General features: G+C 41.8%; 16 protein-coding genes. 8 read left to right on the top strand and 8 right to left on the bottom strand.

Annotated elements, in window-relative coordinates; all coding sequences use genetic code 11:
• Positions 1 to 176: 176 nt before the first annotated feature.
• Positions 177 to 1,613, bottom strand: a complete 1,437-nt coding sequence (locus FS666_RS09540; protein WP_144460750.1) for a sodium:solute symporter family protein — start codon at positions 1,611 to 1,613, stop codon at positions 177 to 179.
• Positions 1,614 to 1,949: 336 nt separating this feature from the next.
• Here FS666_RS09540 and FS666_RS09535 point away from each other — a divergent pair, with 336 nt between their 5' ends.
• On the top strand, positions 1,950 to 2,738 hold the full coding sequence (locus tag FS666_RS09535) for an HAD family hydrolase (RefSeq protein WP_120071507.1): 789 nt from the start codon (positions 1,950 to 1,952) through the stop codon (positions 2,736 to 2,738).
• Positions 2,739 to 2,917: 179 nt separating this feature from the next.
• Here FS666_RS09535 and FS666_RS09530 read toward each other — a convergent pair whose 3' ends face one another.
• Together FS666_RS09530 and FS666_RS09525 are read right to left on the bottom strand one after the other, a co-directional pair.
• Positions 2,918 to 5,380: a YhgE/Pip domain-containing protein gene (locus FS666_RS09530; RefSeq protein ID WP_144460749.1), complete on the bottom strand. Its 2,463-nt coding sequence runs from the start codon at positions 5,378 to 5,380 to the stop codon at positions 2,918 to 2,920.
• A gap of 110 nt (positions 5,381 to 5,490) precedes the next feature.
• On the bottom strand, positions 5,491 to 6,066 hold the full coding sequence (locus FS666_RS09525; RefSeq protein ID WP_144460748.1) for a TetR/AcrR family transcriptional regulator: 576 nt from the start codon (positions 6,064 to 6,066) through the stop codon (positions 5,491 to 5,493).
• 349 nt (positions 6,067 to 6,415) lie between these two features.
• On the opposite strand from FS666_RS09525, the gene FS666_RS09520 reads away from it, so the two are divergent.
• From FS666_RS09520 to FS666_RS09510, 3 genes are read left to right on the top strand one after another with little or no spacing between them, the layout of a single operon-like run.
• Positions 6,416 to 6,982 carry a sigma-70 family RNA polymerase sigma factor gene (locus tag FS666_RS09520; RefSeq protein WP_144460747.1) on the top strand — a complete coding sequence of 189 codons (567 nt, stop codon included), beginning with the start codon at positions 6,416 to 6,418 and terminating at the stop codon, positions 6,980 to 6,982.
• Positions 6,957 to 7,289, top strand: coding sequence for a hypothetical protein (locus FS666_RS09515; protein WP_120071516.1), 333 nt, complete (start codon positions 6,957 to 6,959; stop codon positions 7,287 to 7,289). Before FS666_RS09520 ends, FS666_RS09515 begins: the two co-directional genes overlap by 26 nt.
• Positions 7,279 to 9,504 (top strand): carboxypeptidase regulatory-like domain-containing protein, encoded by a 2,226-nt coding sequence (locus tag FS666_RS09510; protein ID WP_144460746.1) that lies wholly within the window; start codon positions 7,279 to 7,281, stop codon positions 9,502 to 9,504. Before FS666_RS09515 ends, FS666_RS09510 begins: the two co-directional genes overlap by 11 nt.
• Positions 9,505 to 9,681: 177 nt before the next feature.
• Here the strand turns inward: FS666_RS09510 and FS666_RS09505 are convergent, their stop codons facing one another.
• A complete protein-coding gene (locus tag FS666_RS09505; protein WP_144460745.1) occupies positions 9,682 to 10,707 on the bottom strand; it encodes an NADP-dependent oxidoreductase in 1,026 nt (341 codons plus the stop codon).
• 622 nt (positions 10,708 to 11,329) lie between these two features.
• Positions 11,330 to 12,505 (bottom strand): DUF4317 domain-containing protein, encoded by a 1,176-nt coding sequence (locus FS666_RS09500; protein WP_144460744.1) that lies wholly within the window; start codon positions 12,503 to 12,505, stop codon positions 11,330 to 11,332.
• Positions 12,506 to 12,925: 420 nt separating this feature from the next.
• On the opposite strand from FS666_RS09500, the gene ahpC reads away from it, so the two are divergent.
• From ahpC to FS666_RS09485, 3 genes are all read left to right on the top strand, one after another.
• Complete coding sequence (ahpC, locus tag FS666_RS09495) at positions 12,926 to 13,489, top strand: alkyl hydroperoxide reductase subunit C (protein ID WP_144460743.1); 564 nt, start codon at positions 12,926 to 12,928, stop codon at positions 13,487 to 13,489.
• A 12-nt stretch (positions 13,490 to 13,501) separates the two neighbouring features.
• Positions 13,502 to 15,031 (top strand): alkyl hydroperoxide reductase subunit F, encoded by a 1,530-nt coding sequence (gene ahpF, locus FS666_RS09490; protein WP_144460742.1) that lies wholly within the window; start codon positions 13,502 to 13,504, stop codon positions 15,029 to 15,031.
• A 338-nt stretch (positions 15,032 to 15,369) separates the two neighbouring features.
• Positions 15,370 to 15,909: an ECF transporter S component gene (locus FS666_RS09485; RefSeq protein WP_144460741.1), complete on the top strand. Its 540-nt coding sequence runs from the start codon at positions 15,370 to 15,372 to the stop codon at positions 15,907 to 15,909.
• Positions 15,910 to 15,971: 62 nt separating this feature from the next.
• Here the strand turns inward: FS666_RS09485 and FS666_RS09480 are convergent, their stop codons facing one another.
• From FS666_RS09480 to FS666_RS09470, 3 genes are all read right to left on the bottom strand, one after another.
• Complete coding sequence (locus FS666_RS09480) at positions 15,972 to 16,487, bottom strand: hypothetical protein (protein ID WP_144460740.1); 516 nt, start codon at positions 16,485 to 16,487, stop codon at positions 15,972 to 15,974.
• A 26-nt stretch (positions 16,488 to 16,513) separates the two neighbouring features.
• Positions 16,514 to 16,999, bottom strand: coding sequence for a hypothetical protein (locus tag FS666_RS09475; protein WP_144460739.1), 486 nt, complete (start codon positions 16,997 to 16,999; stop codon positions 16,514 to 16,516).
• 178 nt (positions 17,000 to 17,177) lie between these two features.
• The gene (locus FS666_RS09470) at positions 17,178 to 18,068 is read right to left on the bottom strand and encodes a hypothetical protein (RefSeq protein ID WP_144460738.1); all 891 of its coding nucleotides are present in this window, start codon (positions 18,066 to 18,068) and stop codon (positions 17,178 to 17,180) included.
• 245 nt (positions 18,069 to 18,313) lie between these two features.
• Between FS666_RS09470 and FS666_RS09465 the strand changes: the two genes are divergently transcribed.
• Positions 18,314 to 19,747: a L,D-transpeptidase family protein gene (locus tag FS666_RS09465; RefSeq protein ID WP_144460737.1), complete on the top strand. Its 1,434-nt coding sequence runs from the start codon at positions 18,314 to 18,316 to the stop codon at positions 19,745 to 19,747.
• Positions 19,748 to 19,882: the final 135 nt, after the last annotated feature.

The raw sequence follows: 19,882 nt of genomic DNA, 5'->3' as shown, positions 1-19,882 counted from the left end.
TGTAAAGTCTATTTATGCAAAAATCATACCTAGTGATTGGCGGACTTAAAAAAGGGTTTTAACATCCCTTTTTATAAATTTTATAAAAACAACCAGCAGCCTTTTTTAAAAATAAAAGCCCCTATCCTCCTGCGAACAAAGGTAACAGGGCTTTCATCACTCCAGGATTATTTAAATTATTGCACTGCAGATTCTTTTGGCAGTTGAGAATCACGATCCGTCGGCAACAAAAGGGACAGAACGATCGTTAGTATCGATGAAATAAGTACTCCCCATAAAATTCCGAAAGCCAAGGATGCAGCGGCTCCGGAAACCAAACCAATTCGGCCGCCCCATACTGATACCCCGCTATTTTGTGTACCCATATCAAAGGATTCCTGTTTTCTGCGTTTCCACAGCAATCCAATGATTAGAACAGGTATGACACCGCCGCCGGCCATTGTGTATGCCAAACTGAACAGGCCAATGATTGACTGCGCCCAAACCGCGGCTCCTACCGAGAAAATCCCAACAAGCAAAATGCACCAGCGAGTAAATTTAATGTAAAAATCATCTGTTCTTCCTTTTGTATTAGGGATGACTAAATCATTTGTAATGACTACTGCAGCCGAATGCAGCAGGGATGATGCACTGGATATGGCAGCGAGATAAATAAGAATAAAGAAACCTAATGCCACAAGTTGTGTCATCTCTTCCAAAATCAGCCAAGAGATTGCCTGGCTCGGATCAAGATCCGGGTTCGTCGCTTTGACCACCAAACCGGAAACAGTTGCCAAACAAGTAAAAATAATGGCTACGATTCCACTGTAAAACATTGCCCGGCTGGCATCTTTCGGTTTTTTGGCTGCAAAGCAGCGCTGCCAATACACCTGTGCGGCAAGCACTCCTAGAGTTCCGGTCAAAAACAACGTAAATACCTCTCCAAATGACAATGTCATTTCCGCCAATTGACCTGCACCTGCGTCCCCTAAGCTTGTTTTCAATTCAGAGAAGCTGAAATTGACTTTGGCAAAAACTTTTATATAAATCCAAATGGCAATGGCAATAAGCAATGCTCCCTGGATCAAATCGGTCCATACAACTGAGTACATTCCTCCGATTAATGTATAAAGAATGAATACCGCCGAAAATACCACAATCATAGGAATTGGGTCTGTTCCCGTGAAGACAGAAAACAAGTCGCCCATCCCTTTTGCCTGGCCTCCAACCCATGCAATCATAATGGATGAAGTCAACAGGCCAACCAACGCACGAGAAATTCTGTCCCGCAACAGCAGGTCATTCATTAATTCCGCAAGCGTCTTATAAGTAAATTTGGCAGCAAAGCCCGCAAACACGAGGGCAAAAAGGACTTTTGCCCCCTGCTCCCCAACAACAAAAGGGATGTTGGCCAAACCGATTTCATACCCCTTCGAAGAATGCCCGACAAAGTTTCCTACACCCATAATGGTTGCAATATCAGTAAATAAGAGCAAAATGAAAGGCAATGTTCCTCCCGCGATGGCGAAGTTCGTGAAACTTGTGCTGGCTTTCTTTGTAAAAATTAACGACATGCAAATAAAGAAAACACTGAGAACAATGGTAGCTGTCCAAGTTAAAGATAGTAGGCTCATATGATTTCTCCTTTATTAATATTTTCCGCATAATTACAGACTGATAATTCCAAATTTTTAGTAAAGAAGTTGCATTTCATGCCTTCTTATTTTTATATGCAAAATTCATGCCCATATTAACCTCAAGCAACATTCTTATGTATGAGCCTCCAGATATATTACGAAATTTGGTAAAGATTTTATATTAATCATATTTAATCATATGAAATTTATTTCAGATTATATAATTTGGAAATGTATAGTTAATAAATTCTGCAATTTTTTAGCCAATGACTTTTATCTGTTCTATAGGTAAAATGGTGGTAGATTTAATTATAATTCAAAGTGGGGAAAATAATGATTAAGGCAATTTTTTTTGATTTGGACGATACACTTTTATGGGATAAAAGAAGTGTAAAAGAAGCATTTGCCGCAACGTGCAGAGCGGCTGAAGAACGGTGCGGATTAAATCCGGATGAATTGGAAGAAGCGGTTCGGGAGAAGGCAAGAGAACTCTATTCTTCCTATGAAACTTATCCTTTTACCCAAATGATCGGCATCAATCCGTTTGAAGGCTTGTGGGGGGACTTCCGCGACGAGACAGAGGATTTTCAAAAGCTGAGCAAAATTGTTCCGGAATATCGCAAAAATGCCTGGACATTGGGATTAAAGCAATTGGGCGTAGATGATCCGGATTTGGGCGCCGAGCTGGGCGAACTTTTTCCAAAAAACCGAAGGAAAGTTCCATTCGTATATGAGGACACATTCCAGGTACTCGACGAATTGAAAAAGGATTACCTTCTCGTGCTTATTACAAACGGATCACCAGATTTGCAGAATACTAAGCTGGCCATCACCCCGGAGCTCGCTCCATACTTTGACCATATCGTCATTTCCGGCGGCTACGGAAAAGGAAAGCCTGACAAAGGTATATTCGAACATGCCCTGTCTCTGGTCTCTTTAGAAAAAAACAAAGTAATCATGGTAGGCGACAACTTAAATACGGATATCCTTGGAGCCAATCGTGCGGGTATCAAGTCTGTCTGGATTAACAGAGAGGAAAAAGAGCGGAGCGAAGTAGAGCCCTCCTATGAAATCCAGCAGCTGAGCGACCTTTATGAACTTTTAGACAAAATAAACGACTGACAAGCCTGTGCTTGTCAGTTTTTTGCATACACCAAAAAAGACGGGGCTGTCCAGAAAGTCATTTTTTTTGACTTTTGGACACCCCTTTTCATGTTCTAAAAACCTTGATATACCAGCATTTTTAATTATTGAGTATTAGGGGATTTCCACTTTTCGGACAGCCCTGTCTTCGATTTTGCTTATGCCGCAGTTTCTGCATGCTGGTTGTTTGTTTTTTTATTTTTGATAATAAAGTATGTGACAGTCAACGCGGTGCAGACAAGAATGTATAGTGCCAGTATTCCGATGTTATGCCACATAAATGAGTAATCCCCGCTTGAAATGACCGCTTTAAATGCCTGGACAGTATAGGTCATCGGCAATAGGTTATTGAATGGCTGCAGCATCTTTGGAATTAATTCCAGCGGGAATGTACCTGCGCTTGTTGTCAGCTGCAAAATAAGAATGACAATCGCTATGAACCGCCCCGGATCTCCCAGTGTTGTGACGAGGAGCTGTATCATTGTCATAAAGGTTATACTTGTAATGATGGATACGAAAATGAACAATGGAACACTTTTCACTTCAATCCCCAATCCAAATATTAAGACAGCATCTACCAAAAGTGCCTGTATTATTCCTGTGACAGCCACGACTCCGAATTTGCCCAGGAACCAGGCAATGCCATTGCGTGGTTTTATGGCAGGTTCCCTTAAATTAAAGACAATCGTCATCAATAAAGCACCAACAAATAATCCCAATGATATAAAATATGGCGCAAAACCTGTACCGTAGTTAGGAACCGGGTTTACTTCTTCCTTATCCACCTTAACGGGGTTTCCCATCATATCATACGTATCATCATTGGCTTCTACTGAGCTTGCTTCCTCTGCCGCATCACTCAATTTCTCATGCAGCTCCGCAGTTCCATCATGCAGTTCAGATGTCCCATCTGAAAGCTTCCCGGAACCATCGGCCAGTTTTTGTGATCCGTCTTTGATTTTGGATGAACCGTCCGCCAACTGCCCCATTCCGTTGCTTAACTCATTGGCACCATCTGACAATTGGTGTGCACCGGAATTTGCTTCTCTCATTTTTTGTCTGAATAATTCCATGTTCTTAACATACTCTTGTTGGCCGCTGCTTAACTTGGAAGATCCATCGCTAAGTTCTTTTGCCCCATTCGATAATTGGCTGACGCCTTTTTGAAGGGCAACCTGGCCGGATTGGATGGTTCCAAGACCATTTGACAATTGATCAAACACCGGATCAATCGCTTTTTGGATTTCTTTGTCCAGACCTGCAGTAGATCCGCCGAGCTTCTTATTTACTTCACCCTTATACAGGCTAAAAGCATTATCAATTCCTGCAGTAGCTTGACTCATTCCTTGCTTAATGCCTGCCTCTACCTGCGGCTTAAGTTGATTCGCCATTGATTGCTCAATTTGTTCTTTCGAAGGGGAAGAAGCAGTTACTTGAGAAATGATTCCCTGGACTTTTTCTTGTGGAATTCCATTATCCAATAGCGCCTGAGAAAGTTTATTCATCTGTTCTTTTTGCATGTTTTCAATGTTGTTGGCAGCTCCCTTTGCAACCCCTGCAGAAAGCTGCCCTGATAATTCGTTCACAAGGTCATTTTCCAGCTTGCCTTTGATTCCCTGATTCAGTTGATCCAAGCCGGCATTCATCTCTCCGCTGCTTGCATTGATTTTTGCACCGATAGCGTCAGCCATCTGTTTTGGCAACTGATTCTGGAGCTGTTTTAAACCATCTTGGACTTTTCCTGTACCCGCCACTAAATCCGGCATTTTCCCGTTGACCTCTTGCAAACCGTTTTCAACCTGTGAAATGCCGCCATTTAGGGCCTTGGATCCTTTTTCAACATCTTTGGATGCACTGGCAAGCTTGTTGCTGGCATCTGATAATTGATCCATTCCGCCGGCAAGAGTCCTCGAACCATCGGCCAGTTCATCTGTTCCGGAACGTGCTTTTGTTACTCCATTTTCAAATTCAATCGAACTCGATGCCAGAACCTCCAAATTGTCCTTGAGCTCTTTGGAGCCGTCTGCCAGCTCTTTTGCCCCCTTATCCAATTTCCCGCTGCCGTCGCTGGCTTTTTCAAGGCCATCTGCCACATCTCCTACTTTATCAAACATCGTTTCAGCGTAAGTGGATGTAACGGCCTTGGCAACTTCGGCCCTGATTTCTTTTGCCGCCGTTTCCCCGATCTGAGAGGAAAGGAAATTATATGCCTCGTTCGGTACATATTTCAGTTCCAATTTCTTCGGTTTTTCATCCATCAGGGTAGTTGCATTTTCCGAAAAATTCTTCGGAATTTCGATCAACATATAATATTTCCGATTCTCCAAATCCCGATAACCATCTTTTTTCGTGGCAAAATGGAATTGAAATTGATCATTATCCTTTAGCTTATCAACCAATTCCTTTCCCAGTTCCAAATTCTCGCCTTCATAGTCGGCCCCCGCATCCTCATTCACGACAGCAACAGGCAAATCCCTCAAATAATCGTAGGGATCCCAGAAAGCCCAAAGAAACATCCCTGCATACATCAACGGAACAAAGACAACTGCAATGATAGGGATAAGCACCTTTTTATTTGCCAGAATTTGCTTCCATTCAGATAAAAAGCTTGATTTCTGCATACACCATTATTCTCCCTTCAAACAAGTGACCATTATATTCATTTAGTCATTTCACGAAAATAAATTATGACCACTTCATTCACTTGGTCATATACGCTTTAAATAAAGGATTATCTTTTGGATAACCCATTTAACAAATACAATTTAAACAGCTTCGATATTTCATCTTTCTCCAGCGGCTTATGGACTTTCTCCCAGTCGAAGATGAGTGCAATATAGAGCTTTAAAATAACAAAAGCTGTGATTTCGGGATCGCACGGTTTAATTTCGCCCTTTTCTATTCCTTTTTGGACAATTCTTCCAACATACTGGACAATCGTATTTTCTATCTTTTGGACGACATCTTTAACAGCCGGGGTTCCCATTTCTTTTTCTTCCTGGATGAGCTTTATCATCAGTTGATGATCTGTTCGGTATTCCAGTAATTTAAAAAGCGCACGATCCACCTTTTCATAAAAAGATAAATCTTCATGTATGATATTTTCCACAGATACTTTCATTTCATGAATTAAGGAAGAAATGATTTCATGAAACAATTCTTCTTTATTTTTGTAAAATGTGTAAATCGTTCCCTTGCCGACATTGGCCAATTTGGCTATTTGATCCATTGTCGTAGCTTTGTAGCCGAATAAGGAAAAAGAATTTGTTGCTGCCCCTATGATTTGCTGCTTCCGGTCAATAGACAATTATTTTTCACCTTCTTTTTTTGGGAGGTGCCTGTCACTCCCCGAAATATGATGAAATGAACTTATACAACAGAAGTGACCATTTGAACGTTTTGGTCATATGTACAGCCATCATACTAACACATAGATGCAAAGGACGCAACACAAATTCTTTGTTTGTTTTTCAAAATGGTTCTTTTTGAGTGTTCCTCAAGCAATATTAAATATATGATGACAGACGGAAAATAAAATATCCTCTAAAATGGTACATCCCTGTATAGTTGAATTAAAGATATTTTTTACTTTTTGCAACTATTTCACCGCCAATTGCATCTATGTATTATACCCGTTCAGAAAGGGGGGCCGGCCGTTGGATTTCATTCACAAACTCAAAGAAAAAGATGAGCACGCCTTAATGGAAGTAATGCATCAATACGGGGATTACTTATTACGCACCGCTTATTTGCTCGTGAAAGATTATCAAACAGCTGAAGAAGCTGTTCAGGATACTTTTATTACTGCTTTTGAAAAAATTCATCAGCTGGAGAATCCCGAAAAACTAAAGAGCTGGCTTACCGCCATTGTCCTTAACCAGTGCCGCTCCCGGATGCGAAAATGGCAATGGAAAAATATCTTTCTTCACTTTGATGCTGTGGAACGTATCAATGGTGATGAAACCGCTCAAAGTCCCGAAGAAGCAATCGTTGATATGGCATTGGATCACAATATAAGTGAAGCCATTCAGCAGTTGGATTATAAATACCGCGAAGTGATTACATTATATTATTTTAATGAAATGAAAATCTCGGAAATTGCAGCACAAACCAAAACAAATGAAAACACAGTGAAATCAAGACTAAAACGAGCCCGGCTGCTATTGAAAGATCTATTGACGAAAGGAGAGGACCTCAATGAAAATACAACGGGAAGCATTTAAAAAGCAGCTCGATAACGAGATGGACGATATCAAGTTTACCAAACAGCGGGAAGTCATAGACCGTCTCCGTCAAATTACTTGGAAGGAAAAAGCCAGGCTGATTTGGAATAAAGAAATTGAACTCCCTCTCCTTCCATTGGCTGCGATTTGTACGGTGATATGTTTATCACTCGGAGTTAAATATTTCACCAACTACGATTACATTTCCGATCCCATGACAGCGAAGGCGGACGAACTGGTTGAGATCGATGGGTATGTCTATTGGAAAGAAGACCTGGAAAAGACGGTGATGCGGTATGAAGATTAAAATAAAAGTGAAGCATGCTGCCCTTATTTTGATAAGTATTCCATTGATCGTTTTTGTCATTGGGCCGCAACTTCAAATATATATAGCGAAAAAGCAAGTGGAGTACGGCCAGGCAGCAGCCAAGACAAAGCTATTGCAATCACTCGATAGCAGCATGATTTTGGACTCGCAAAAATGGAAAATCATCCAGAACTATATGCTGGATGATTATATGGCAGGCCAATTTGATGTATACATTGGGCCGGCGTTTTCCCAAGTCAGCCATCCTGACCGTGATGTTACATTTACCTGGGATGAAATGTATCCTTATCTGAACATGTATGTGACAAAAGGTCCGATAGATGAGTATTTCGCTTCTGCGGCAAAACAGCTTGCGGTTCATTATAAGACCATTGGCCAAGTTGATAAAGCGCAGGACATCCTGCAAAAAGCCATCGAACGAACAGCCGGCAGCAGCGATTCTTGGGTAGGTCAGGAGCTTCAATTAGAACAAACGCAAATCTTGATTGAACAAGCTGATTATTCGGCAGCCAAACAGCTTTTACAAGAAATGAGTAAAAGCAATGACCCGGAAAATGATTATTTCCAAGCAAAAATCGCCCAGAAGAAAGCAGAAATCAAACTCCGTCAAGGTCATGTACAGGATGCTTATAAGGAGGTTCAAAATGCCTTAGCGCAATATGAGGAAATACCGGCGGAAAAAGATTCTCGGGAGGCTGATGAAATACCCGCCGGTTATGAAGAACTTCTATCTTTGAAAAAAAGTTTGCAAACTGCTTTAGCACAACAAAGCCATATCAATAATACAGTCAAAGGAAGAATTGTATACAGCGATGGCACACCCGTAGCAAATGCAGGCGTCTTTTTACAGGCAGAAGAAGACGCAGGCAGCAGTATTACTCCGGATGAGCCTTACCAACAAACAACAGATGCAGATGGATATTTCAATATTTCGGGAGTATTGCCCGGAAGCTATCAAATTACTATAGGATTAAGCTTTGACCAAATCGATGGCTGGACATGGCCGGTTACTATGGATGAATGGATTGATGTCGGGGAAAAAAAGACATTCACTTATGATATCACTTTGCAAAAATTAATAGATATAAAATCTCCGGTCAACCAGCAAAAAATAACAGATAAACATATTCTCTTTTCCTGGGAGAAGATCGAAGGTGCAGACTATTACCAGCTTAACCTGGGGGCGGATATTGATTCCGGCTCGATCAGTACGGTATTTAAATCATACATCACGGACAATCAAATCAAAGTGCCGGCCGAAGAGGTATATGATCATCCGCTTGGAGTAATATTCCCCGGTGATGATCTGTCTACGGTAAGCCCAAAGTCATTGTTGGCATTTACAAATACGGATAATAGATTTTCATGGTCTGTTGAAGCCTACCGCGCTGATGGAGAGCTGATTACACGCAGCAACGGCTATCGGCTGGATCAGGATACGATGGGAAACTTGCCTTTCTTTTATTTAAAGGAACGCAGCATGACGAAGGCCGACCAATTGCTGGTTGACAAAAAACTAAAAAAAGCGTTGGCAGCCTATCAATCTAATTACGAAAAAGATCCGGACGATATTCACAGTTTGCGTATGATTGTCAGGCTGATGGATGCTGAATCATCCGACAAGCATGCGACCGAGAATGAAAAAAGCATTCCCTATTTGCAAGCCTATGCGGAAAAGACAAACTCCCCGCAAGCCATATTCAGGCTTGTTGAATACTATTATGAGAAACAGCAATGGGGGGCCTTCAACAGATGGTTTAATCAGTATGAAGCGGCGGCTGACGGCCATCTTGAAAGCTACGATCAGGCCATTTATGCCAGTGCGTTAATGAAACAAGGCAAATTAAAAGAAGCAAGCGAACAATTTAAACAGGTGATGAAGCTGGATAACAGCCATCGCTTTATCGGAAGCTGGCTAGCGGTGGAATTGTATGAAGGAAAAACCTTCGAACATGCTCTGGCCATTGCCAAGGAGTATCCGGAACGGCCTTTTGCCGACGAAAAAAGGGATTGGTTTTACATGGTGCAGGCACTTCAAGAGGAGAGTGAAACAGATTCCCATTATCGAGAGGAACTGAAAGAGGTACTCGGCCTCTATTTTAAAAACAAAGATCAAGAGCTGTCCAATTGGATGAAAACTGCCGATAAACCGGCGATGAAGGAATTTATTCGGGCGGTGAAGGATGTGAGCTAGGGAACCCCGCCTGCGGGTTCCCTATTTTATATAAACGGGAGGGATTGCGACCGTATGGCTGCCGAAGAAACCGAGAATTTGAAAACTCGGGAGGCATTGCGACCCTATTCCAAGGGCTGGCATTTCTTTTGTAAGATAATATTTGTTTTTGAAAAAGGGCCTGACCAGCCCTTTTTCTTATTCCACATACTTACGCTCAGCAACTTTCACCAAAAGCTTACCAATATTATTTCCCTTGAAGAGGTCAAGAAACGCATTGGGGATATTTTCAAATCCTTCTTTTATGGTTTCACGATATTTGAGTTTCCCTTCTTGCAGCCATTGGCCGAGCTGCATTGCCCCTTCATTGAAACGTTCCGAATAATTTCCTACAGTGAAACCTTGCATCAATGCACTTTTCTTAATCAGCGTCGGCTGTACGCGTGGTCCGATATCAACTTCTTCAAGGTTATAGGTAGAAATAGCTCCACAAACCGGAATGCGCGCATATCGATTTAATTGGGTAAATACAGCATCAGAAATCTCTCCGCCGACATTATCGAAATACACATCCACACCGTCCGGACAGGCACGCTTTACTTCACTTTCAAGATCTTTCGCAGTTCGGTAGTTGATGCCTTCATCAAAGCCCCATTCTTCTTTCAAGAAATTGATTTTTTCATCGGAACCAGCTATGCCCACGACACGTGCACCTTTTATTTTCGCTATTTGCCCAACTGCAGATCCAACAGCGCCTGCTGCTCCCGACACGACAACCGTCTCCCCTTCCTTCGGCTGTCCAATATCAAGCAAGCCAAAATATGCCGTCAAACCCGTCATCCCCAATATGCCTAAATGTGTTGATATGGGAGCAAGTGATGGATCAATTTTTCTAATTTCCTTCTCATTTGCAACATAGTACTCCTGCCAGCCAAACATACCAATAACAACATCGCCTTGCTTGAAGCTCCCGGATTTTGATTCCATCACCTCGCCAATGGCCCCGCCTTCAATCACTTCATTTACTTTAAAAGGCTCCACATATGATTCAGCGTCCTGCATCCTGCCTCTCATGTAAGGATCAACAGATACAAACAGGGTTCGAACAAGTATCTGGCCTTCTTTCAGTTCTTCTACATCTTTTTTTACAAATTTAAATGTGCCGCTATCCGGCATGCCTTTTGGTCTTTCAGCTAAAATAATTTGATGATTGACAAGCGCCATGTGAATTTCTCCTTTTTTTAAAAAATTGGTTAAATCCTCAATTATGCTTCGCCTATCATGTTAATCGAAATGCAATGTTCCGGCTAGCAAAGAGACTTTATGATAAGGTTACCCGCAACAATGGCAATGATGTAGAGGATTGCCTAAAAGCACACAAATTTAGTTGCTTAATACTAGTGATAATAAAATCTGTACTATCCCTTTAATGCCAAGTGTTGAGATTTATTTATCATGTCCGAAACTTGAGTTAGTAAACCTCACTAAAAAAGCGTTCGGCTATTCAAAGGGTTTATTAGAAAACGACCTGCCCCCGAAGGAAAAACTCGGGAAAATGCAATCATAGCGGCCGCTTGGCTACCGAAGAAGTAGTGAAACTAAGAACACGGGAGGCATAGCAACCGTATGACTACCGAAGAGGCGGCGAAACTCAAAACACGGGAGGCATAGCGGCCGTTTGGCTACCGAAGAGGCAGTGAAACTGAAAACACGGGAGGCATAGCGACCGTATGACTACCGAAAGGCAGTGAAACCAAAAAAACGGGAGGCATAGCGGCCGCTTGGCTACCAAAGATGCGGTCGTAATTCCGTTTATCTTATAATTAACACCCAAGTTTTTATAGCTTTAGCCCAGCGATGCCTCCGGAATCAATTTAAAGCCTTCAATCATGGCATCTTCATCAACCTCGATCATCAAGCAGCGCTTGCCGTTAAAATTAACCTGCCTGACATATTTCAAGTCTTTGGGGCTGATAGAAATATTTGCGACTTTCGTTTCGATTTTGATCGATTTCGATGTATATTTCGGGACAATGCTGCTTGCTTTCAGCTCGTATTTTTCATCATCAACGACTTTTTGGAATGCCATTTCCACCTTATCTGCATCGACATCTTCCACACCGCTCACTTTTAACACACGTTCCACATCTTTATAATCCAATGTAGGAGTGACTTCCTCCTCTTCTTCCTCTTCATCCATCATCCGGTTTATTTCTTCGTATACATTGGCAAGCGTATGCGTATCCACCTGGCCTCCCACCACTTCATTTACGACAAATTCAAAAACAGCCTTGTCTTCCTGGGCAGTCATGATCTCTTCGCCATTCAAAACATCTTCGATAAAGTGATAATCAGGTTTATTCGCTTTGCCCGCCGAGTACAACACTCGGTTTACATCAGCGGAATTATCTGTAAAACTTGGGAATAAAAATCCTGCGACAGGAGATGCAAGATTGATAATCGAATCAACCTCAACGCTCGATTTGAATTCCTTCTCAACATAATCAAACACCAAAGATCTTTTCGGCTGCTCCGTCTGGTTGATGCTGCAGAGAATAAAAGGATGCGAATACACCTCATCCCGATCGCTCTCTTCCGCTTCCTCACTACTTCTTTTTGTCGGTTTAAAATATTCTCCGCGAATGAAAGTGACGACCATGTCCTTCTCGTACTGAACATCCTTAAACATTTTATCAACGAGAAGAAGCATTTGCTCTTTCCATTCTTCTACATCATCTGCTTGCAAACCTTCATGAAGAATAATACGAGTGTGATCCTCCGCCTGGTCCTGAAACTTCACTTCAAATAACTTCACATCAAGCTGGCCTGTCAGCACCTTCTTAAAGTTATTCATGAACAACTCTTGCTGTTCCCTGTCCAACATCGGAAACGGACGGCTTTCCTGATGATAAATGTCGCTGCTCTCTTTCCTTATGTAGACATTAAAAATATTGGTGATAGTCAACAAATCATTATCAAGCTTGAATTGTTTACGAATATTGGCTATGTCCTTCTTATTCATACAGTGCCTGTCACTCCCCGCATTTTGTCGAAAGGTCTATTTGTATGAAATAGTCCCCTTTTAGTTTTGACACTCTCTTATTATAACAACAATGTCGAAAGCCAACTTTATAATTTGCTAGAAGTAGTTTCTCTTTTCATTTAAAGGTATAAAATCTCATTTACGGATGATAAGATTGCTTTCAGGCAATCAGGTGAACAGCCGTTATATTCTCTAAAGGCACCTAAAACTTGATCTTTCTGGCCATTTATATGATTGCGTTTTCATAATCGATAACCTATATCTAATTAAAATAATTTTAATTTATTCCTTGACATTAATAATTTGTCCTATATAATAATCATTGTAAAAAAGAAAACAATATAGATAGCGCCCATAAACTTGCTATCTATAAAAATACATCAAGGAGGAATTTTCATTATGTCCCTAATTGGAAAAGAAGTAGAACCATTCACAGCACAAGCCTACAAAAACGGTGAGTTTCTCGATGTCACCGATGAAGATTTCAAAGGCCATTGGAGCGTCGTTTGTTTCTACCCAGCAGACTTCACTTTCGTCTGCCCAACTGAACTTGAAGACTTGCAAGATCAATATCCTGCCCTTCAGGAACTTGGAGTGGAAGTTTTCTCTGTTTCAAGAGATTCCCATTTTACACATAAAGCATGGCACGATACATCTGATGCCATCGGCAAAATTACTTATACGATGATTGGCGACCCTGCACACAAACTTTCTCAAATGTTCGAAGTGTTTGTTCCAGAAGAAGGCCGCGCAGACCGCGGTACGTTTATCATCGACCCGGACGGCGTCATCCAAGCAGTTGAAATCAACGCTGAAGGCATCGGCCGTGACGCAAGTACTCTTATCGACAAAATTAAAGCTGCACAATATGTACGCAACAATCCTGGCGAAGTTTGCCCTGCAAAATGGAAAGAAGGCTCTGAAACTCTTAAACCAAGCCTTGACCTTGTAGGTAAAATTTAAGGAGTGCTATCAATGATACTGGATGCAGATATTAAGGAACAACTTAGACAATATCTACAATTGATGGAAGGCGACGTACTGTTAAAAGTCAGTGCAGGAGCCGATGATGTATCAAAAGATATGCTGGCTTTGATGGATGAGTTGACAGAGATGTCTTCCAAAATAAAAGTAGAAAAAACAACCTTGGACAGGACGCCAAGCTTCAGTGTCAATCGCATGGGAGAAGATACCGGGATCACTTTCGCCGGTATCCCTCTCGGTCATGAATTCACTTCCTTCGTTTTGGCTTTGCTTCAGGTGAGTGGACGGGCTCCAAAAGTCGAACAGGATGTCATCGACCAAGTGAAGAGCCTGCAAGGCGATTATCACTTTGAAACTTACGTGAGCCTGAGCTGCAACAACTGTCCTGATGTTGTTCAGGCACTGAACGTGATGAGCGTTCTGAATCCTGACATCAGCCACACAATGATAGACGGTGCTGCTTTTAAAGAAGAAGTGGAAAGCAAAGGCGTCATGGCTGTTCCAACAGTCTTCCTAAATGGAGAGGAATTTGGCAGCGGCCGTATGAGCCTTGAAGAAATCCTTGCGAAGTTGGGCAGCAGTGTAGATCCTGCCGAGCTTTCCGCTAAGGAACCTTTTGATGTCCTCGTTGTCGGCGGCGGTCCTGCCGGCGCCAGTGCAGCCGTCTATGCCGCACGCAAAGGCATTCGGACAGGTGTAGTGGCTGAACGCTTTGGCGGCCAGATTATGGACACTGTCGGCATTGAGAACTTTATCAGCGTGAAGCGCACGGAAGGTCCTAAGCTTGCGGCAAGCCTTGAGGAGCATGTGAAGCAGTATGATGTGGATATTATGAGCTCACAGCGCGCGACAGGCCTGCAAAAGAAAGATCTCATTGAGATTGAACTGGAGAACGGAGCTGTTCTTAAGAGCAAAACGGTGATCCTTTCAACAGGCGCCCGCTGGCGCAATGTCGGCGTTCCGGGCGAAGCGGAATTCAAAAACAAAGGTGTCGCCTACTGCCCTCACTGTGATGGCCCATTATTTGAAGGAAAAGACGTAGCCGTCATTGGCGGAGGTAATTCCGGTATTGAAGCGGCCATTGATCTCGCAGGTATTGTGAAGCATGTAACGGTCCTTGAATTTGCTCCAGAGTTGAAAGCTGACTCTGTCTTGCAAGACCGCCTTTACAGCCTTCCAAATGTGACAGTGATCAAAAACGCACAAACCAAGGAAATTACCGGTACCGACAAAGTAAATGGCATCACCTACGTTGACCGCGAAACCGGAGAAGAGCATCACATAGAATTGCAAGGTGTATTCGTCCAGATCGGCCTTGTGCCAAACACCGATTGGCTGGACGATACAATTGAACGCACAAAAATGGGAGAAATTGTGGTGGACAAAAAAGGTGCCACTACACTGCCTGGTGTATTTGCTGCGGGTGACTGCACCGACAGTGCCTATAAGCAAATCATCATTTCCATGGGATCAGGTGCTACAGCTGCTTTGGGTGCATTTGATTATCTTGTTCGAAATTAATATAAGCAGTGCCTTCGGTCTAACAGGACTGCCGAAAATTGGAATCCTTCCAATGAAACAGAAATCAACCTACCATCACAAAACTGTTAAACCATGGCACCCGACTTATTTGATATAAATCTTTATTTCAGAAAATCACTATCCTCCCAACCGGCAGGATAGTGATTTTCTTTTCTCTACAATATTGACCCTCAACACAAACTGACCCTCACACTTTTTGTAAAAGTGACACTTTCAAAGAGATCACTTCTTTGCTAAATTATTAATAAATCCAAAGAAACAGACAACCAGGAGCAATTATTTTATTAACTTATATATCATGAAAGAAGGTCTGCAAGATGGAAAGAACAGCAAGCTATTCCAGCTCTAAAACTAAAACTTTTGATCTCATCCTGACAGCCATGTTGACGGCACTCGTATTTGTGTCCACCATGCTCTTAAATATTAAACTGCCTATTTCGATAAATGGAGGCCTGGTTCATCTTGGTTCGGCCATGCTTTTTATTTCAGCCATCGTATTTGGCCCCAAAAAAGGCGCGTTCGCCGGGTCTGTCGGCATGGGTTTGTTTGACCTTGTCTCAGGCTGGGCATTGTGGTCGCCCATCACCTTTTTAACACGCGCATTACAGGGCTATATCGTTGGAAAAATTGCCTGGGCGGGTGGCCGCAAAGGAAACAGCATCGCATACAACCTATTGGGAATCATCATTTCAGTACCTCCGATGATCGCCGGCTATTATCTTTGGGAAAGCTTAATATATGGCAACTGGATCGTACCATTAACCTCCATTCCCGGGGATATCGTGCAAAGTGTCATCGGCATCGCTGTCGCCATTCCGATTTGTATCGTATTGAAAAAAATACCTGCTTTTAAATAGAGAATGTAAAATCAGCTATAACCGGACGTTATGTTACGGTTATAGCTGATTTTTTGAGTTTTTTATTGGGAAGGAGGCAAGGTAATAGATTTCTTCAGGCTGGTTTGCAATTTTTCAAAGGTTTCTTTGCCAAAAAATGCATCCGCTTTGTTCTCTATTTCTGTTAGAGCCGCATCATTTTCAATAAGTGTTTCCCGGATTCTTTCTACAATCTGCAGCGCCTCTGCCCCACTGATTTGCTTGGCGACCCGTTCCAGAAGAACCTTCGTATCAACAGAATATTTTCGCGCAAAACTGTGGCACCTGACAATATTATTCCGAAGAAACCCGGAATATTCAGGTGTGAAAGCACGGCGGATACAGCCCCTCATCCCGGCATAACCATAGGAAACCTCCGATGCAGCACGGTAAAATAAAACCATCCCATCAGCGTGGCTTGATTCAGGATTCAACCTGAGTTCCGTAATATATGAAACCAGCCGCTTCACCACTGCTGTTCCCCGCTCAGTCGCTCCCCACCATTCCAATAAGCGCTGTTGTTCCTCTGCATTCATATGAACGGAAGTTTGATGCGGCATGCCCTTCTCACCCTTTCAATAATCTGCTAAAGCCGCGGAATGGCCTGAACATTTTGGATGCGTTTCAGAATCACATTCCATTCCGTTCCCAAAAGAGCCTTGCCGTACCGATTTGCCTCATGAATTTTTTGGGCAATCTGCCTGTTTAAAAGCCGGCTTTGGTCGATTAAATATTGAGTTTCCAATGTCGCTTCTTTTGCTACCAGCTCAAAATTAGGGCTCATTTGTTTTTCGCTAATTCGCAATGTATCCAGGTCAAAAACAAGCATCTCTTTTCCAAGGGAAATCGTTTCGCCACTGCGAAGCCGTTTAATCGTCCCTCTGACTGCATCAAAACCGTAGCCAATATCAGCCACAGTCGCATGATACGGATTCAACCCCGGAGCATTCCGCAGCGAAGGAATCTGGCGAAAACCAGTCGTAATGGAGCAAACCACTTCCTTCGCTGCCATTCCTTGGTCTAAAGCAGCATCTATAGCATCAAGGTAACCACTCCACTGAGATCTCCCCATTTTTTAAAAAACTCCCCTTTTTACAGAACTTCCCTCAAAGTAAAATATTCGAGCCTGCTCTGTCCTTATGATTAATTTCGGAAAATCCCGGGGGAAAATCTGTTTCGACATAAACAAGAAAAGCCGTAAGTCCATCGCTGGAGCGGCTCTCTATATATCACCAAAGAACATTAATAATCTAGTCTAATTCCAAAAAAGCACTCGTAGAAAAACTATTACTCTCTGGGAGATTACTCTGGTCTATATTCCTTAATCTATCCACTTCATCATTTAAACCTAATTGAATCATTTCATTCATGACTAATTCTTTTAACTCTATTTCATTTGAGATCAAGAGAGTAAATTGGGCATCTCGTATGAAAGCCAGCTTGCTTTCTGTCGTTGCATTATTAAAAAAAGATTTTATTTCATTCAGGTCAATATTCACATCCTCTTCAAGTTTGTAGATAGTATGGCTGCTATTAACATTTTCAAAGGTTATTATTCCTATACCGTCAAGGGTTGATATAATTATTTGTTTCTCTCTTTCTGCCAATACTTTTCTTTCTACATAATGATATACATCCTCAATTATTTCACATCCGATAGCGGATTTTATCTTTTCTGCTACATAATTAGCTCTCTCTATGTATTCCTCATTTTCACTGTCTTCTTGTTTTAGTTTTTTGAGCAAACGCAGATACTCTTCCTCTTCTTTCATATGATTAAAGTTGGAAACCGTTACTGCATCTTTCATTGTACAGATTAAACCAACAAACTCCCTTATATTTCTGGCAACAATCTTTATATGTGAACCGAAATCCATGGGACTGATGCATACAACAAAAGCATCCTCTAAATCAGATACTGTTCCAAAGTCAGTTAACAATCCGAAATGTATTCCATCACAACCAGTACTTGCAAATGTAATGACATCATAGGGGGTAACATCATATGCAAAGTAGTCGGACTGAAAGATAAGGCCTAAATCCCTTTCAAGGAAATATCCTTCTTTTTCAAGAATCAGCTCTAACTTTTTTAATTTTTCAAATGTCGGCGGCATTTGCGAGTACTTTCCAAGATAGTTCATATTGGTCTCCTTGATCTTAGGTATATTTTTTCATGAAATCAATTTTATTTTAAACATATGGATAGCTTAATTTTATCAAACCTGCATTAAAATCCTCTTTTCCTTATGCAACTTTCATTAAAGGTTTTTAAAAATTTCACACCTTACAAAATGTGACAAACTCCTCGCCAAACATATTGTAGTATAATTGTAATAGAATTGTAATATGACCAATTGCCGGATTACCAGTAACGGAGGGAATGTTTATGAGTGCGGTAAATGAACCAATTGATGTTGGGCGGGGCAATCGATCCAAAAAACCCGCAAAGCGCAATTTTATTATCATTGGCACTATCATTATTATCGCTTTAATATTTGCGGGATTGAGCTATTATCAGGCTACCCGGTTCAATCCGAACATTATGATTAACGGCATCAAAGTCGGCGGCCTCACCGCTGATCAGGTGATGGATAAATTAAAAACATCCACTTTAAAAAACAGGGTCTATATAGGAAAAGAACTGATTTTGGATGAAAAAGATACGCAGATGGCATTCACAGATCAAGATATGTCCGAAGTTAAAAAATTATTGAAAAGCCAGTGGACGTTTTTTCCTTCCACAAAGGAGAAAAATTATTCCCTGGCACCCAAAAAGACGGATCAGTTTCGAAGCGAAACGATGAAAAAACAAGTAGAAGAAAAGCTCCAATCATTGAATAAGAGTTTAAAAGCACCCCAAGATGCCCAGGTGAAGTGGGAACAAGACAAAATTGTCATCTCTGAAAGTATTGATGGAGAACAATATGATATCGCCGCTTTATTAAAAGATTATGATAAACAAGTCTACACAAGCGATATCCACTTGAAGCCTGTTTTCATACAGCCAATCAAAGAGGACAGCCCGATTATAAAAGAAAATGAGAAAAAGCTGCAGGATTTCATGCAGCGAACCATCGACTATAAAGTGCAGGACAAAGTGTACACTTTAAAAGCGGATGAATTGGTTAAAAAGGCCTCCATCTCAAATGACGGGAAGGTTTCTATCACTGAAAGTGACATTCAGAAAAAAATAGACGAAATTAACAGCGCCCAATCAACATTGAATAAAGATTTTAAATTCAAAACCCATTCTGGAAAGGTCATCTCAGTAAGAGGCCAGGGCTATGGCTGGGCAATCGATGCCGAGAAAGAAACGGCAATGCTCGTGAAGGCTTTTGAAAAAGGGAAGGAATCTATTTCTGCTTCCAATATTTATGGGAATGGCTGGGACTATGATGCGATCGGCTATGAAACAACAACAAACAACGGGATTGGGGACACATACGCTGAAGTATCCATTGCAGAACAGCGCATTTGGATTTATAAAAATGGAAAGTTGGCAGTCACTACGAATGTCGTGACCGGCAAAATGAGCACCAATGAAGGAACTCATCCAGGTGTTTGGTATGTTCTTTACAAAGCCTCTCCCTATACACTTAGGGGAAGCGCAGTAGGCAATCCCAATTACTCTGTTGATGTAAAATACTGGGTTCCATTCACAAACGACGGACAAGGATTTCACGATGCTGACTGGCGAAAAAACTGGGCAAGTAATGCCTATCTTACGGAAGGTTCGGCCGGATGCGTCAACACGCCTCCTGATGTAATGAAAATTGTGTACGACAATCTCAGCACTTACGATCCGGTTGTTGTCTATTAAATAAGGACGGTTCCTGCACTGCCTTGGAAGGAAGTGCAGAAACCGCCCTTTTCTTTTAAAGTAAAAGAAAGTATAAGCTGATATGAAAATTTTTTTCAAAAGAAGCCTTTCTTTGTCCAGCTCCAGCGCCCAGCG

The organism is Siminovitchia fortis (genome assembly GCF_007681465.1).
Classification (GTDB): domain Bacteria; phylum Bacillota; class Bacilli; order Bacillales; family Bacillaceae_C; genus Siminovitchia; species Siminovitchia fortis.
The sequence above is the reverse complement of the archived record's forward strand: the minus strand, read 5'-3'. Positions and strand labels throughout refer to the sequence as shown.

Coding starts and splice junctions, on each gene's coding strand:
- FS666_RS09485 (WP_144460741.1), top strand. CDS start 15,370: ATGGAAAGAACAGCAAGCTATTCCAGCTCTAAAACTAAAACTTTTGAT.
- FS666_RS09530 (WP_144460749.1), bottom strand. CDS start 5,380: ATGCAGAAATCAAGCTTTTTATCTGAATGGAAGCAAATTCTGGCAAAT.
- FS666_RS09480 (WP_144460740.1), bottom strand. CDS start 16,487: ATGCCGCATCAAACTTCCGTTCATATGAATGCAGAGGAACAACAGCGC.
- FS666_RS09470 (WP_144460738.1), bottom strand. CDS start 18,068: ATGAACTATCTTGGAAAGTACTCGCAAATGCCGCCGACATTTGAAAAA.
- FS666_RS09505 (WP_144460745.1), bottom strand. CDS start 10,707: ATGGCGCTTGTCAATCATCAAATTATTTTAGCTGAAAGACCAAAAGGC.
- FS666_RS09540 (WP_144460750.1), bottom strand. CDS start 1,613: ATGAGCCTACTATCTTTAACTTGGACAGCTACCATTGTTCTCAGTGTT.
- ahpC (WP_144460743.1), top strand. CDS start 12,926: ATGTCCCTAATTGGAAAAGAAGTAGAACCATTCACAGCACAAGCCTAC.
- FS666_RS09515 (WP_120071516.1), top strand. CDS start 6,957: ATGAAAATACAACGGGAAGCATTTAAAAAGCAGCTCGATAACGAGATG.
- FS666_RS09510 (WP_144460746.1), top strand. CDS start 7,279: ATGAAGATTAAAATAAAAGTGAAGCATGCTGCCCTTATTTTGATAAGT.
- ahpF (WP_144460742.1), top strand. CDS start 13,502: ATGATACTGGATGCAGATATTAAGGAACAACTTAGACAATATCTACAA.
- FS666_RS09500 (WP_144460744.1), bottom strand. CDS start 12,505: ATGAATAAGAAGGACATAGCCAATATTCGTAAACAATTCAAGCTTGAT.
- FS666_RS09535 (WP_120071507.1), top strand. CDS start 1,950: ATGATTAAGGCAATTTTTTTTGATTTGGACGATACACTTTTATGGGAT.
- FS666_RS09475 (WP_144460739.1), bottom strand. CDS start 16,999: ATGGGGAGATCTCAGTGGAGTGGTTACCTTGATGCTATAGATGCTGCT.
- FS666_RS09465 (WP_144460737.1), top strand. CDS start 18,314: ATGAGTGCGGTAAATGAACCAATTGATGTTGGGCGGGGCAATCGATCC.